At 36.6% G+C, this 14,829-nt stretch carries 15 protein-coding genes; 8 read left to right on the forward strand and 7 right to left on the reverse strand.

The window, feature by feature from the left end:
• Positions 1-12 precede the first annotated feature (12 nt).
• A complete protein-coding gene (locus AC1Q51_RS16665; RefSeq protein WP_001023569.1) occupies positions 13-315 on the reverse strand; it encodes a PTS sugar transporter subunit IIB in 303 nt (100 codons plus the stop codon).
• Between the two features lie 410 nt (positions 316-725).
• Here AC1Q51_RS16665 and AC1Q51_RS16670 point away from each other — a divergent pair, with 410 nt between their 5' ends.
• Positions 726-1,844: a polyamine aminopropyltransferase gene (locus AC1Q51_RS16670; protein WP_492331605.1), complete on the forward strand. Its 1,119-nt coding sequence runs from the start codon at positions 726-728 to the stop codon at positions 1,842-1,844.
• A 28-nt stretch (positions 1,845-1,872) separates the two neighbouring features.
• On the forward strand, positions 1,873-2,244 hold the full coding sequence (gene speD, locus AC1Q51_RS16675) for an adenosylmethionine decarboxylase (RefSeq protein WP_492331606.1): 372 nt from the start codon (positions 1,873-1,875) through the stop codon (positions 2,242-2,244).
• A gap of 159 nt (positions 2,245-2,403) precedes the next feature.
• Here speD and AC1Q51_RS16680 read toward each other — a convergent pair whose 3' ends face one another.
• Genes AC1Q51_RS16680 through AC1Q51_RS16690 form a run of 3 tightly spaced genes read right to left on the reverse strand, consistent with a single transcriptional unit; the run spans position 2,404 to position 4,349 of the window.
• Positions 2,404-2,721, reverse strand: coding sequence for a PTS sugar transporter subunit IIA (locus AC1Q51_RS16680; protein ID WP_000379645.1), 318 nt, complete (start codon positions 2,719-2,721; stop codon positions 2,404-2,406).
• Between the two features lie 9 nt (positions 2,722-2,730).
• Positions 2,731-4,032: a PTS cellobiose transporter subunit IIC gene (celB, locus tag AC1Q51_RS16685; RefSeq protein WP_000617789.1), complete on the reverse strand. Its 1,302-nt coding sequence runs from the start codon at positions 4,030-4,032 to the stop codon at positions 2,731-2,733.
• A 14-nt stretch (positions 4,033-4,046) separates the two neighbouring features.
• Positions 4,047-4,349 (reverse strand): PTS sugar transporter subunit IIB, encoded by a 303-nt coding sequence (locus AC1Q51_RS16690; protein WP_001023543.1) that lies wholly within the window; start codon positions 4,347-4,349, stop codon positions 4,047-4,049.
• Positions 4,350-4,572: 223 nt separating this feature from the next.
• Here AC1Q51_RS16690 and AC1Q51_RS16695 point away from each other — a divergent pair, with 223 nt between their 5' ends.
• The 3 genes from AC1Q51_RS16695 to AC1Q51_RS16705 all read left to right on the forward strand — a co-directional run bounded on the left by AC1Q51_RS16695 (position 4,573) and on the right by AC1Q51_RS16705 (position 7,532).
• Positions 4,573-5,790, forward strand: a complete 1,218-nt coding sequence (locus AC1Q51_RS16695; protein WP_000649376.1) for a dicarboxylate/amino acid:cation symporter — start codon at positions 4,573-4,575, stop codon at positions 5,788-5,790.
• A gap of 164 nt (positions 5,791-5,954) precedes the next feature.
• Positions 5,955-7,112 (forward strand): acyltransferase, encoded by a 1,158-nt coding sequence (locus AC1Q51_RS16700; protein WP_053563355.1) that lies wholly within the window; start codon positions 5,955-5,957, stop codon positions 7,110-7,112.
• A 39-nt stretch (positions 7,113-7,151) separates the two neighbouring features.
• Positions 7,152-7,532: a VOC family protein gene (locus tag AC1Q51_RS16705; RefSeq protein WP_000610162.1), complete on the forward strand. Its 381-nt coding sequence runs from the start codon at positions 7,152-7,154 to the stop codon at positions 7,530-7,532.
• Between the two features lie 40 nt (positions 7,533-7,572).
• On the opposite strand, the gene AC1Q51_RS16710 is transcribed toward AC1Q51_RS16705, so the two are convergent.
• Positions 7,573-9,573: a YhgE/Pip family protein gene (locus AC1Q51_RS16710; RefSeq protein WP_492331607.1), complete on the reverse strand. Its 2,001-nt coding sequence runs from the start codon at positions 9,571-9,573 to the stop codon at positions 7,573-7,575.
• A gap of 135 nt (positions 9,574-9,708) precedes the next feature.
• Between AC1Q51_RS16710 and AC1Q51_RS16715 the strand changes: the two genes are divergently transcribed.
• Positions 9,709-10,593 (forward strand): LysR family transcriptional regulator, encoded by an 885-nt coding sequence (locus AC1Q51_RS16715; RefSeq protein WP_000421929.1) that lies wholly within the window; start codon positions 9,709-9,711, stop codon positions 10,591-10,593.
• Positions 10,594-10,640: 47 nt separating this feature from the next.
• Here the strand turns inward: AC1Q51_RS16715 and AC1Q51_RS16720 are convergent, their stop codons facing one another.
• Both AC1Q51_RS16720 and AC1Q51_RS16725 read right to left on the reverse strand, forming a co-directional pair.
• Positions 10,641-11,726: a transcriptional regulator gene (locus tag AC1Q51_RS16720; protein ID WP_065229573.1), complete on the reverse strand. Its 1,086-nt coding sequence runs from the start codon at positions 11,724-11,726 to the stop codon at positions 10,641-10,643.
• 91 nt (positions 11,727-11,817) lie between these two features.
• Positions 11,818-11,967, reverse strand: coding sequence for a hypothetical protein (locus tag AC1Q51_RS16725; RefSeq protein WP_000283180.1), 150 nt, complete (start codon positions 11,965-11,967; stop codon positions 11,818-11,820).
• Positions 11,968-12,222: 255 nt separating this feature from the next.
• On the opposite strand from AC1Q51_RS16725, the gene cydA reads away from it, so the two are divergent.
• Complete coding sequence (cydA, locus tag AC1Q51_RS16730) at positions 12,223-13,578, forward strand: cytochrome ubiquinol oxidase subunit I (RefSeq protein WP_075717055.1); 1,356 nt, start codon at positions 12,223-12,225, stop codon at positions 13,576-13,578.
• On the forward strand, positions 13,571-14,596 hold the full coding sequence (locus AC1Q51_RS16735) for a cytochrome d ubiquinol oxidase subunit II (protein ID WP_000544183.1): 1,026 nt from the start codon (positions 13,571-13,573) through the stop codon (positions 14,594-14,596). The genes cydA and AC1Q51_RS16735 overlap by 8 nt, the downstream gene beginning before the upstream one ends.
• Positions 14,597-14,829 lie beyond the last annotated feature (233 nt).

Raw genomic sequence — 14,829 nt, forward strand, 5'->3', positions numbered from 1 at the left:
CTTCCCCCCTAATTATTTTTTAAGTGTTAATGCGTGATCTAAAACTGCTTCCCCATTCATCATGCCGTAGTGCATTGGATTGATAACGTCGATTCCAACGTTTCTCTCGTCAGCAAGCGTTTTCATTGAAGAGAGCATGTAACGAACTTGTGGTCCTAGTAATAATACATCTGCTTGATCGATATTCGTTTTTACTGCATCCCCAGATACAGCCCAAATCTTTCCTTCTAAACCACGAGCTTTTGCAGCCGCTTCCATTTTTGTAACTAGTAAACTTGTAGACATCCCCGCTGAGCAACATAATAAAATATTCATTTGAAAATCCCCCTTGTGTAGTATAAAAAATTTATGTTTATTTATTTTTCTTTACGCTATTTATTAATGCAATTAGCGTGCCAACTTTTTAAAACCACTAAAATCAGTGCTTTTTCGAGCATTTTCTTTGTGTGTTAACGCTTTCAATTAGTGTGTCGTCCAAAAAACACACAGTGTGTTATAAAACAACACGCTTTTAACACATAACTGTATGAAAATAGATTAGTGTTTAGTTGTCTAGTTATGTTTAATATGAAAAAACACTAAAAAAATTTTTTTATCGTAGAAATCTAGTAAAAAACAACATTTTCTTGATCTCAGTCTTCTATCTATTCTATTGTCCAAGCACACTCTACTAAATTACATAAAATAAAATAGAATAAAATAACACAATTCGAAAGGGGATTCCTATGCCAAAACATAGAAAACAAAGCAAAATAAAGATTTATAGAATAACAAGCTATAAAAAGGACAAGCGTTCTGAATTAGACTCTGACAAATTTGAACTAGAACAGCAGGACAAGCATGATACACAAGACAAACAAGACAAACAAGATAAACAGGACAAACAGAATGAGCAGAATAAGCAAGATAAGCAAGTACAATCAGAAAATGTAATTATAGTACCTACAGATTCACACAGCTTAGATGTGTGGGATGAAATTTCTCTAAAAGAAATACAAGCTGGTGAACATACGAACCTATTTGAAGAAAAAAGTAATTATCAAAATATTAATTTAGTCCAAGTAAACGATGTTCGCTTATACTTGGACAAGCAACTACAATTTAGTTCCGTTGATGAGCAAATCTATCATGAAGCACTTGTACATCCAATTATGTCAAAAGTAATCGATCCAAAACGTGTTCTCATATTAGGTGGTGGCGATGGTCTTGCCTTACGAGAAGTTTTGAAATATGAAACTGTGCTACATGTAGACCTTGTTGATTTAGACGAGGCGATGATTAATATGGCACGTAATGTTCCAGAAATAGTATCTTTAAACAAAAATGCTTTTTTTGATAATCGAGTGAACGTGCACGTATGCGATGCAAAAGAATTTCTAAATTCACCTTCATCTTTATATGATGTAATCATTATTGATTTTCCAGACCCAGCGACAGAGTTGTTAAGTACTTTATATACAAGCGAACTATTTGCTCGTATAGCTACATTCTTAACAAAAGATGGTGCTTTCGTCTGTCAATCTAATTCACCTGCCGATGCACCTCTAGTATATTGGAGTATCGGTAATACAATTGAACACGCTGGATTAACTGTGAAGAGTTATCATACGATAGTTCCTTCTTTCGGAACTGATTGGGGATTTCATCTTGCTACTAATTCTGCCTATGTACTCAATGAAATTGAGCAATTATATGTAGTACCAACTCCTCGAACATTGCCTTCTCTTCTTTTTCCTTTATTTCAATTTAAAGAAGAACATCTAGAACAACGTAACCTCGCTCTTTTAAATTCAGAATCAAATCTTATCTTACATCAATGCTACAAACAGGAAATGAAGTTTTGACGATATTAATAGTAAGGAGTGCTGCCCTATGGAATACTCTACCTTTGGCAAGCATATAATAGTAGATTTATGGGGAGTGGATTTTTCCCTATTAGATGATATTCACTTTTTAGAATACCATTTAGTTAACGCTGCAGATTACTCTGGTGCCCATGTTTTAAACGTAAGTAAAAAAGAGTTCCAGCCATATGGTGTTACTGTATTAGTGTTATTATCAGAAAGCCATCTTTCCATTCACACTTACCCGGAACAAAATTTTGCAGCTATTGACTGTTATACTTGCGGTACAACCGTTGAACCAAAAATAGCGATTGATTATATCGTAAATATATTAAAACCGGAACGGATGCATATAAAAAGATTAATTCGTGGTATAGGAGAAATTGTTACTACCGATTAATTATAACTCTTACTCATCCGAAAAAAGGAGGATTGTAAATACCATCAGTGGGATGAACATTCCACTGATGGTACAGGCACATACATAAAATGAAATTTTAATTAGTGGGAGTTTTACTGCCCGTTAATTCTAGATAAAAAAACCTTGCATAAGCAAGGTTCATTCATCCACCGACATCTTCCTATATAACTCTACAAACTCACTCGCTAATTCTTTCACCGTAATTGCATTCATTAAATGGTCTTGTGCGTGTACCATTAAAAGAGTAACTTCGGTCTTTTCACCACCAGCTTCTTTCTGGATAAGCTCCGTTTGTACACGGTGCGCCTCTTTTAATTCCTCTAGTGCTTCTTGTAATTTAGCTTCAGCTTCTGTAAACTCCCCACGCTTCGCACAATCAATTGCTTCCATTGAACAACTTCTCGCGTTTCCTCCATGCAAGATTAAATGAAAAGCTTTCGTCTCTATCGTATCCATTTTAGTTCTTTACTCCCCCTTTTCTTCCGCCAGTTTTTGTTTATCCCATATTTTTAAGAACGGTAAATAAATGAAGAATGCTAGCGCAAAGTTAACAAGTTGCAAAATAACACCTGAAATTTTCCCGCCCGACCCTAAATATCCACTAAAAAGAATAGGTGTCGTCCAAGGTACAGCGGCCCCACTCGGACGTGCGACCCATCCCCATTCCATTGCAAAGTAAGAAACAATTGTTAACACAACTGGAACTAATATAAATGGAATTAGTAAAAGTGGGTTCATTACAATCGGCATGCCAAAAGTTACCATCTCATTAATATTAAATATACCAGGTGCAATTGACAATCTCCCTAAACTTTTTAATTGTTGACTTCGTGCAAATAGTAACATTCCGACAACTAGAGCAAGCGTTGCTCCAGAACCGCCCATATAAATCCATAAGTCAAAAAACTGTGCCGTAATTGTATTTGGTACATCTTGCCCAGCTTGAAAAGCAACTCGGTTTTGATCCATTAACGACAACCAAACTGGGCTCATTACACCACCAACAATAGTAGCACCATGAATTCCACACGACCAAAGAACATGAACGAGAATAACTGCTATTATTGCGCCCCAAAGACTAGCACCAAGTACACTAAGTGGTTCCTGTAAAATTTGTCCTACAATATTATGGATACTGCCAAAAGAAGTATTTTCTATAATTAAGCGTAAAATCCAAATAACTGTTACAACAATAAATCCTGGAACAAGTGCGGCAAATGAACGCGTGACAGCTGGTGGAACTGTCTCTGGCATCTTTATAATTATCTTTTTTTGTACAATAAATCGATACAGTTCAGTAGATATAAGTGCAATAATCATTGCTACAAATAACCCTTGGCTTCCCATTAATGCAGCTGGAATAGCGCCTTCTACAAGTACACTTTCTTTTGTACTTGGTATAATATATGCAACTTGAAATGGCGTCGCAAGTAAAAACGTCACAAGCGACAATGCCCCGGATGCTAAAGCATCCACTTTATAATACTCTCCAAGCCTGTAAGCGATTCCAAAAACAGCTATTAAAGCCATTATATTAAAAGTTGCACTAACTGGATACCCTAAAGCTCTCTGCCAATTCTCACCAAACAAACCTGCCATAAACTCGTTATATCCGGGTATCGGCAGTGCACTAATAATGAGGAAAAACGATCCAATAATTAAGAAAGGCATCGTTAAAATAATTCCATCTCGAATTGCTTGTAAATGCCTCTGCTCTGCAACCTTCCCTGCTACTGGCATCACGTACTTCTCTAAAAACCGTATCATCTATCCCACTCTCCTCATGGTTTCATTGACAAAGCTGCTTGCAAGATAGCTTCCCCATTACAAAGTCCGTAATGGACGGATTGAATAACATCAACAGGTATCCCTTTATCCTTACATAATTCTTTCATTTTCGGTAATAAATAACGTACTTGCGGTCCAAGTAAAAGTACATCAGCTTTATCAATATGACTATTCACTTCAGAACCTGATACTGCCCAGATTTTCACTTCTATCCCTCTTGCCTCTGCTGCTTTCTCCATCTTTGTAACAATCAAACTGGAAGACATTCCCGCTGCACAGCAAAGTAAAATATTCATTCCGCTTCCCTCCCCCTTTTTCTAAACCTAAGTTATGGTGCATCCCTTGCCACCACTAGGTTACAAATATATATGTCTAGATTTCCTGCTGTATGCCGAGCTTAAAAACAAAAATTTCTTGGTTTTCACGCTATTCCATTTATCCGTATTCTCCTAGTAAAGAGGACTCTAACTCGCTATAATGATTCAGTATGATTTTTTTAATTGATAGGAGGATATATTTATGAAGGCATATCGCTTTCCACTTATTTTATTATCTTCTATCCTAATTGGTGGTTTCATTGGTTATTTCATGGGTGCCGATGCAGTTGCTTTAAAGCCGCTTGGTGATATTTTCTTAAACTTAATGTTTACGATTGTTGTACCTCTAGTGTTCTTTAGCATCGCATCGTCTATTGCTAATATGGATGGATTAAAACGTTTCGGTAAAATTATGTCTAGTATGGCTGGGACTTTCTTATTTACAAGTATTTTAGCTGCTATTTTTATGATTATTGTCGTGAAAGTATTCCCGCCAGCACAAGGTGTTGTACTAGAACTAACACAACCTGACAAAGCCGGCAAAGCTGTTAGTGTTGCAGATCAAATCGTCGGTATTTTAACAGTATCTGACTTCTCGAAGTTACTATCTCGTGAAAATATGTTAGCTCTTATTTTCTTCTCTATCTTAATGGGGATTGCAACTTCAGCAGTTGGCGAAAAAGGAAAACCATTCGCTACATTCCTACAAGCTGGTGCAGAGATTTCAATGAAGGTTGTATCTTTCATTATGTACTACGCTCCAATCGGACTTGCTGCTTACTTCGCAGCATTAGTTGGTGAATTCGGACCACAACTTCTTGGAACTTACTTCCGAGCAGCAATGGTATACTATCCAGCTTCTCTTATCTACTTCTTTGTATTCTTCACGTTCTATGCATACCTTGCAGGTCGCAAACAAGGTGTACAAGTATTTTGGAAGAACATGGTCTCTCCTACAGTTACATCACTTGCAACTTGTAGTAGTGCCGCAAGTATTCCAGCGAACTTAGAAGCAACGAAGAAAATGGGTATTTCTTCAGACGTTCGTGAAACAGTTGTCCTTCTTGGTTCTACACTTCATAAAGACGGCTCTGTTTTAGGTGGCGTATTAAAAATTGCTTTCTTATTCGGTATTTTCAACATGGAATTCGAAGGACCGAAAACATTAGCAATCGCACTTGTTGTTTCTCTATTAGTAGGAACAGTAATGGGTGCTATTCCAGGCGGTGGTATGATCGGTGAAATGTTAATCGTATCTCTATACGGTTTCCCGCCAGAAGCACTGCCAATTATCGCAGCAATTAGTACAATCATTGATCCACCTGCAACGATGTTAAACGTAACAGCAGATAACGCTTGTGCGGTAATGACAGCTCGCCTTGTAGAAGGTAAGAATTGGATCAAAAACAAATTTGCTTAATAGCTAGAAAGAGGATGCTCTAAACGAGCATCCTCTTTTTGTCGTTATTTGTTGATAAGTTGATATTTCCTCTCGCCACAAATTTGTTAAAATCTTCACAAATATTCCACATTCATTATCCATTCTCCGTACTATAATCATGTATGGAAAAGGAGATGGAAATAATGACACAAAGCGCACCTGAATTTAAAGTTTTGCAAAGCATTGCATTTCTCGCTGTCGTTTTGCAAAGTTCCTTATTATATACAATGAAGCAAGGAAATGTCTTACTTGAGCAATCCCTCATTATGGGCATGCTATTTAATCTTGCAAAATTCTCAGCACCAGCATTCATATTTATCGTTGGATTTCACTTAATTCGTCACTATACGAAGCAATTAGTATATAAAGAATATATTTCTGAAAAAGCGACACACTTACTCATTCCTTATTTCTTTTGGTCTATTCTTTACTTATTAACAACAAATGATCTTATTACATTACAAGGCGGAATAAAAAGTTTATTACTCGGAACAGCCGCGCCCCATCTTTGGTACGTTATTATGATGTTCCAAATTCACTTATTGTTCCCTTTACTATGCACACTTTTTTATTGGTTTCAAAAACGAACAGAAAATAAAAAAGACATATATAAATATATGACCTTTTTCGCTTGCCTATATTTTCTATTAATGTGGTTCTCTTCTCACTATATTTTTAATGGAGAAAAATTAACAAGTTCAACAATTTTACATTATACAGATCGATCATTTCTATTCTACTCATTCTATTTCGTTATGGGTGGCATTGCCGCTGTAGCACTAAAAACTTGGCGTCTATTCGTCATGAAACATATCCCGCTTATAACAATATTATTTTTCATCTTATTTTTATTCATCAATTATGAGTTGTTTAGTTTTTACGGAGCAAACTCTATTCATTTAACTGTTTCTACCTATTTAAAACCATCTATGTTTTTATATATCGTATGCGAAATTATCATACTGTATGTGTTATCTATTATGATAGTACAGCGTCGTGGTTTCTTATATAAAACGTTACGTTTCATTGGAAATTACACGTATGGTGCTTATTTAGCTCACTTATTCTTCTTGCAACTATGCACAAAGTTTCTTTCTTTATTCACACTGCAAGAAAATACTATATTATATAGCCTATTACTATTTGTGTTAACGGCTATTATCTCTATTTCAACAATGTTCATTTGTAGCACAATACCATTTCATACTTGGATTACAGGTCCTTCTCCTACAACAAAGATGAAATGGACGAAGGTTGTATTCCGAAAAAATCATAAAAAACTATTCAAGCCATATATTTGATATAATGATACGCATATAAAAAGAAAGCGAGAGACACCTATGATTAATCAAGTTGGACAAATTATGCTATATGTAAATAATCAAGACGAAACAGTACAATTTTGGACAGAAAAAGTAGGGTTCCAAATCATTGCGGAAGAGAATAACGGAAACGGATTCCGCTGGATTGAAATTGCACCGGCGAAAGAAGCAGGAACAAGCATCGTCCTTCACGATAAAGCGTTAATCGCGAAGATGCAACCTGAACTAAACCTTAATACACCTTCACTTATGTTCTTCTCAAATGACTTAGACCGTCTATATAAAGATCTTTCTGAGAAAAATGTCACAGTTGGACAGGTTGTAGATTTACCTACTGGTAGAGCATTCAACTTTGCTGATAATGAAAATAATTACTTTGCAGTAATGGAACGTAAATAAAAAATAAGCTATCCGAAAAAATCGGATAGCTTATTTCATTTTAAGAAACTTGTTCTACATTCGTTTCTCTATGCTGTATATGGCTCGTGATCCAAGCAATTCCACCGGCAACAATGAGATAACATAACAATATTAAAATTTGTATTTTTAATTGCGACCAATCTCCTAAAGAGATAACATCTTGTAATCCTCTAAGAGAATGAGACATTGGGAGAAACTGCCCAATTTTGCTAAGAATAGCTATGTTTAATTCTCCTGGGAAAGTCCCCCCGCTTGTCGCTAATTGCAAGACAAGAAGCGTTACTGCTAAGAACTTTCCAACAAGACCAAATACTGTTACTAACATAAGAATAAATGTCATGAACGTAAAGGAAATCACAATACTTGATAAAACAAAAAGTGGTACACTGGCAACTTCTAATTTCATAACACCTAGCACAACTACATCTACGAGTAGCGCTTGAATAAGTCCAATTAAATATACCAATCCTAGTTTATTAATAAAATGTACCGTTCCACTTACCTTCATATTTTGTCTACGACCAAGCGGTAAAATATTCGATGCCATAATTCCGCCAACATAAAATGCAAGCGATAAGAAATATGGTGCAATGCCTGAACCGTAGTTAGGAACGTCAGAAACTGTTGACTTCACTAACTGAACTGGCTCTGAGAACATCGTATTGCGTGCATCATCATTACGAACATTCGCTATCTTCTCTGCACCCTCTCCCAATTTCGTAGAAAGTTCTTTCGCACCATCATCAAGTTTAACAAGTCCATTTGTTAATTTACCAGCACCGTTATTCAGCTCCGTTCCACCACTCGCAAGCTGGTTTACACCTTCTTGCAATGATGTAAATCCATTTCCCCACTTCGTAAATCCATCAGCCAAATTCGATGCACCATCTGCTATCTTTTGCGTTCCAGCAGTAGCTTCATTTAACTTAACTCCGAATGTATTTATGCCTTCTTCAATCTTATGTTGACCGTCAGTAAGCTTCTTCGCACCTTGTGTCAATTGTTGTTGGCTATTATTTAACGTACTTGTTGCTTTAGCTAGTCCATTAGACGTAGCAACAATTTTTTGAAAAGCGGGATCTTGCTGCACTTCTGGATGATTTTTCACGTACTCTTCTAATTGTTGTTTTACACTATTTGCCGCATTGTCCGCTTTCGCTTGCCCTTCAGCAAGTTTTTCATTTCCATTCACCCATTCATTTGTACCAGCACTTAATTCACTAATTCCTGATTGTAACGTTTTTTCACCTTGTACTAGTAATTCCATACCACTATGAAGTGATGTCGCTCCTTGACTCAGCTCATTTGCTCCCCCAGTTAAAGCAGATTGACTGGATGCAAGCTTGTCACTTCCTTCTTTCAATTTCGATGTCCCATCACTTAAACGATCAATACCATCCGCAAGCTGATTCGCTCCATTTTTTGCATCGGTCGTTCCTTCATGTAACTTCTCAGCACCATTACTTGCATCACTCAATCCTTGTGCCAAATCTTGGAACTTTGAAAAGACACCTTCTGTATAAGATTTCGTAATACTATTTGAGATTTTTGTTTTCATATTTTCAACAGCTGTCGTTCCAATTTGAGCTGCTACAAAGTTTTTACCTGGATTTACTTTGTACTGCAACTTTGCCGGCTCTGGTTTCTCATCCATAAGTGTACTTACCTTTTTAGAGAAATTCTCTGGAATCGTAACAACCATATAATATTTATCTTCTTTTAACCCTTCATCTGCATTTTTTTCTGATACGAAATGAAAAGCTAGTTCCTTATTCTCTTTTAAATTTTTAACAAAATCGTCTCCTGCATGAATTGTTTTTTCATCCATCATAGCACCCTTATCTAAGTTCACAACTGCAACAGGTAATTTATCTAATCTTCCGTACGGATCCCAATATCCAGCTAAAAAGAATCCTGAATAAATTAACGGAACGATTAATAAAAAAATTAAAGCGATACGTCCATGTTTATGGTGCCACATCGCTTTCCAATCTTTAAATATAAGTTGAATTCCCTTCATGAAACATACTCCTTCTCCGAATTTAACACCATTAGAATGGTTTAACAGATTTACTATACACGTCACTTTCCATACTGTATAATACATCTTTAATTATCAATTCATTCCTTTTGGTCTATAGAAAGGAGATTCGAAATGGAACTGCTCCAGTTAAAATACTTTCAGACAGTTGCACGACTAGAACATATGACAAAGGCAGCTGAAGAATTGCATATCGCGCAACCTTCACTCAGCAAAACAATCGCTAGACTCGAAAAGGATTTAGGAGTCCCTTTATTTGATCGCCAAGGCCGACAGATTACTTTAAATTCTTTCGGAAAAGTATTTTTAAAACGAGTAGAGCGTATTTTTCATGAATTAAGTGAAGGGGAACGAGAAATTAAAGATTTAGCCGAATTACAACAAAGCTCTATTACACTGGCCGTTTCTATTCCGAGAATATTACCAGAACTACTTGGCTCTTTTTTACTAGAACATCCTAACGTTCGGTTCCAACAATTTCTTGCATCCACTCCTTCTATGAAACGACAACTAGATAATATAGAAATTGACTTTTGTATCTCCTCTGTGCCAATTGAAGGTGAGGAGGTTGTTTGGGAACCACTTATTACAGAAGAAATTTTCTTAGTCGTCCCTTCAGGCCACCGTTTATCCGGCCGAGAAAATATCCACCTGCATGAAGTAAAAGACGAACCGTTTATTAGTATGAACACTGGCTACGGATTTCGGCACTTAACGGATGAATTTTGTAAAGAAGCTGGTTTCACTCCGCATATTGCTTTTGAAGTAGATGAACCGACCGTGATTAGCGACCTCATTAAGCAAGGTCTCGGCATCGCTTTTGTTCCAAGTTTAACTTTATTAAAAAACTCTACTTTAGCATCAAGCAAGTTGCGTATTATTGAACCCACTTGTCAGCGAACCATCGGATTAAGTTGGTCAAAAAAACGCTACTTATCAAAAACAGCTCAGCAATTCCGTGAATTCGTGATTGACTATTTCTCTAATATTAGGACGTAAAATTATATGAACAAATAAAAGGTGCCACCCTCATATGGTGGCACTTTTTATTGTTCACTCTTTTTTAATTCCATTTCAGCTAAAAGTGGTAGTACATTATCAAAAATATGCGTATTATTATTTTCACCTGTTACATATCCACCGTAATATCTACTAAATACGTTGTCATTTCGGAATGTGGACATATGATCATACAATTCCTTCGCAAACTTTGTATCACCTGTTTGTAGTACGTACAAAATCGTTAGTCCGTAAGCGGCTGGCGATTCATAATTCACAGTTTGTTTTCCCGTTTCTAAATTGTAACGACCGTATAGCTTTCCATCCGCTTGGAACTTCTTCTTTATAAATTCCAAATAAGCAGCTGATGAAAGACCTCCTAAACTCCGATGATATGCAACGTATGATTGGTCAATAAGATTCACTTCTTTATCGTACGTAAATGTACCATCTTCTTTATACTCTTTTGGGAATGCCCAGCCATGCCTTGGATAATCTGCTAAAAATTGAACAACTTCCTGATATTGCTGAGCAGAAACTTTGCCGTACTTCTTCATATAGGAGAATGCACGCGGATTTATGTATGATGTTGTTACAAAATTATTTTGTTTCCCTGCATCTGCATCATAATAATCAACATAATAATTATCTTTTTTATTATAACGAAGTACAGCATCACTTAATTGATCGGCAAGGTTTTTATAACGCTCTTCCTTATACATTTCATAAGCACGATATAATTGTTCTATAATACGAAGATCATCTATAAGTGCATTTGTAGCTGACTGCCTCTCTCCCTTTTCAGAGAGTTTCCATAAAACGATATGATTCTTATATATGAAATTATCTTGAATAACCTTTACTTGCTCATCAAATAACGCCTGATCATCTTTATCAAGTGTATACTGTAACCATAATCCCGCCGATTCTGATAAAGCTTCACGTCCCTTAGCTTCACCCGTACCTGCCTTAGTATCTACCAAACGATACGTGGCAAGTGTTCCATTGTCATTCACCATATGTCTTAAAATAAAATTTTCTGTACGGTTTCCTTGTAAAGCTGACCAAAATACAATTCCACCTAAAGCGATTAAGAAGATAACTCCAATCCCTATATATAAACGTTTCCGCAATCTTTTCACCTCCCTAGTAAGGCTAACCTTAATTTTATCAGAACATACATAAATTTAAAAAAGACAATCTATTAGATTGTCTCCCCCATTTCTATCCCCCGCAAACCTCTTTAGAAGGTTTATATAGCGATTGTACAAGTCGATCATATTCACGACGCGTAATTTCTTTATTATATAGCTTCAATAATAAATCTCTATGCTCTTTTGAAAATGCCATCTTTTTAATGACTTCAGGATACATAAAACACCCTCTCCATTTCACATAAACTTCTTGATTCCGAAAAACAGAACTTATGTTCGCATAAAAGATTATAAAAGATTCCTGAGCAAAAAACAAACAAAACATGACCAACTATTTATTTCTTTCTATTCAAAATATTACAACATTATATTATCATATTCACTTTTTAAATACATATATATTTTTGGTAGTTTTTTTGAATAAATCTTCCAATTCAATCAGAAAATAATGGCAAAAAAGAAGAGGAGTTTACATATGGATACGGTAACATTAGCAAGAGCATTTTTTGGTTCTTCATTAGCATTCCACATTATCTTTGCAACACTTGGCGTCGGACTTTCATTGATGATTTTTATAAGCGAAATACTCTATCACTGGAAGAAAGACTCCGACTATGCCATTATGGCGAAAAGATGGACAAAGGCGTTTGCTATTCTTCTCGGTGTAGCAATTCCAACTGGAACAATTGTTGGTGTGCAAATCTCACTTCTTTGGCCTGGTTTCGCCAAAATTGTTGGGCAAGTTATCTCTGTTCCCTTCCAAATTGAGATTTTCGCCTTCTTTTTGGAAGCTTTATTCATGTCGATTTACGTATATGCAGCCGATAAACTTCCTCCATTTATGAGATTAATCTCGCTATTTTTCGTCATGCTTGGTGCCACAGCATCCGCCGTGCTTATTACATCAGCAAATACATGGATGAATACACCAGCAGGCTTTTCAATGAATCCAGATGGATCTGTTTTTAACGTTGATCCGTGGAAAGCTTTCTTTAATCCAAGTTTTGGCACAAGTGCATTCCATGTTGTTATTACGGCTTATGCAACTGGTGCGGCTGTCATTGCTTCTATCGCTGGATTTAAATTATTGAAGAAAAATTTAAGTACACGTGAAATTGCTTATCATAAAAAAGGGCTACTATTAGGGCTTGTCGTTACATTTATTACAGGCGCTACGATGTGGCTTTCAGGACATGAATCAGCGATTGCCTTACATAAACACTCACCTGAAAAACTTGCATCTGCTGAAGCTTTATTTGAAACGACATCACACGCACCGCTATCCATTGGCGGAGTTGTGGATCCTAATACACTTGAACTAAACTATGCACTTGAAATTCCAAACATGCTTAGCTTATTAGTGGGACTAGACCCTAGCACTGTCGTAAAAGGTCTAAACGAATTCCCACAAGAAACATGGCCACCATTTTATACACATACACTATTCAACTTAATGGTCGGCACCGCTGCGTTCACCTTTGCAGTTGCAGCAATTGCGCTCTTATATTGGTACTTCGTTTACCGAAAAAAGGGAACAGAACTACCGAAGTGGCTACTTTGGGGAGCTGCTGCATGCGGACCAATTATGATGCTCGGTATTGAATTCGGCTGGATTTTCAGTTGTAGCGGTCGTCAACCATGGACAATTTATGGTATGCAACGTACCGTCGATGCATCTACACGCGCTGATTTCGTCGGTCCTTTATTTGTTTTGTTCATCATTTTATATATTGGACTCGCTATTTTAACAGTCTTTGTTCTACGTACATTCTTTAGAAGACATCCATTAAAGAATGATTTACAACACCAAGGAGGCGATTCTCATGCATGAGGAAAGTATTGCAATCATCATCTTATGGGCCCTTATTTTCGTATACAGTATATTAGGGTCCATCGATTTTGGCGCTGGTTTTTGGGGCATGGTATACGCAAAACATCCAACGCTCGCTGCCAAACTTGCGAATCGGTACTTATCCCCAACTTGGGAAGTAACAAATACGTTTCTCGTCTTCGTCGTTGTCGCATTTCTCGGCTTCTTTCCGAAAGCGGCCTTTACCCTTGCGACAGTAATGTTCGTACCAGTTATGTTAATTTTAGTGCTCGTTGCAGTACGTAGTACATTTATGGTGTTTGCTTACTCCTTGCCGAAATATCAGTACCTTCTTCGGGTTATTTCAGGTATTACTGGTCTCTTAATTCCAGCACTATTAATTACCGTTTTACCCGTTACAGAGGGAGCCTATATTACAATGTCTGAAGGGAAAGAAGTACTCCTGTATGGAAAACTTCTTTCTAGCCCGGTTATCTATTGCTATATGCTCTTCGGAATAACGTCTGAACTATTTCTCTCCTCTCTCTTTCTTGCTGATTTTGCGAGAGAACAAAGTTCAGAAGATACGTATAGAATTTATAGAAGAAATGCCATCATCCTTGGTCCTGCAACGCTCGTTACGGCAATCATCGCCCTCGTTGTAATGGATCCTGAAACACATTGGCTTATGCAAGGATTAATAAAGCAATTCCCGTGGTTTACAGTTTCTATTGTTTTATTCGTTATCGGATACTCGTCCCTTTGGTGGACAAACAAAAAGTACAATACACTAGGATATCCTCGCATTGCCGTTTTAGCTGTCGTCGCTCAATATGCATTTGCAAGCTACGCTTACGGCGTCGCGCATTTACCTTATATTATTTATCCTGACGTAACTGTATTTACAAGCTTTACAACGACAGAAACGTTCTATGCACTGCTCATTCTATACGCAATTGGGATTGCAATTTTATTACCAGGATTTATTTTCTTCTGGAATTTATTCTTGAAGGATCGTACTTTTTTGAAGGAAAAATAATATAGTCTTGGGGTCTGTTCCAAAAGGCATTTTGGGATGGGCTCCTTTTGTCATGTTTTGTCGATAAGTCGATATATTTTAAAAATCGCTGATATATTTTGAGTTGCGCCGATATATTTCAATGATCGCTGATATATTTTGAGTTACGCCGATATATTTCAATAATCGCTGATATATTTTCAGTTACGCTGATATAAATCTCATTTACTACCTTACTGCCCAATCAATTAATA

The sequence above is a fragment of the Bacillus sp. MT94 genome (genome assembly GCF_058792475.1).

Bases quoted from the DNA above. Each gene is read 5' to 3' on its own strand.
- AC1Q51_RS16710 (WP_492331607.1), bottom strand. From the start codon at position 9,573: ATGAAGGGAATTCAACTTATATTTAAAGATTGGAAAGCGATGTGGCAC.
- AC1Q51_RS16695 (WP_000649376.1), top strand. From the start codon at position 4,573: ATGAAGGCATATCGCTTTCCACTTATTTTATTATCTTCTATCCTAATT.
- AC1Q51_RS16670 (WP_492331605.1), top strand. From the start codon at position 726: ATGCCAAAACATAGAAAACAAAGCAAAATAAAGATTTATAGAATAACA.
- AC1Q51_RS16700 (WP_053563355.1), top strand. From the start codon at position 5,955: ATGACACAAAGCGCACCTGAATTTAAAGTTTTGCAAAGCATTGCATTT.
- AC1Q51_RS16725 (WP_000283180.1), bottom strand. From the start codon at position 11,967: ATGTATCCTGAAGTCATTAAAAAGATGGCATTTTCAAAAGAGCATAGA.
- AC1Q51_RS16680 (WP_000379645.1), bottom strand. From the start codon at position 2,721: ATGGATACGATAGAGACGAAAGCTTTTCATTTAATCTTGCATGGAGGA.
- AC1Q51_RS16665 (WP_001023569.1), bottom strand. From the start codon at position 315: ATGAATATTTTATTATGTTGCTCAGCGGGGATGTCTACAAGTTTACTA.
- AC1Q51_RS16735 (WP_000544183.1), top strand. From the start codon at position 13,571: ATGCATGAGGAAAGTATTGCAATCATCATCTTATGGGCCCTTATTTTC.
- speD (WP_492331606.1), top strand. From the start codon at position 1,873: ATGGAATACTCTACCTTTGGCAAGCATATAATAGTAGATTTATGGGGA.
- AC1Q51_RS16705 (WP_000610162.1), top strand. From the start codon at position 7,152: ATGATTAATCAAGTTGGACAAATTATGCTATATGTAAATAATCAAGAC.
- celB (WP_000617789.1), bottom strand. From the start codon at position 4,032: ATGATACGGTTTTTAGAGAAGTACGTGATGCCAGTAGCAGGGAAGGTT.
- AC1Q51_RS16715 (WP_000421929.1), top strand. From the start codon at position 9,709: ATGGAACTGCTCCAGTTAAAATACTTTCAGACAGTTGCACGACTAGAA.
- cydA (WP_075717055.1), top strand. From the start codon at position 12,223: ATGGATACGGTAACATTAGCAAGAGCATTTTTTGGTTCTTCATTAGCA.
- AC1Q51_RS16690 (WP_001023543.1), bottom strand. From the start codon at position 4,349: ATGAATATTTTACTTTGCTGTGCAGCGGGAATGTCTTCCAGTTTGATT.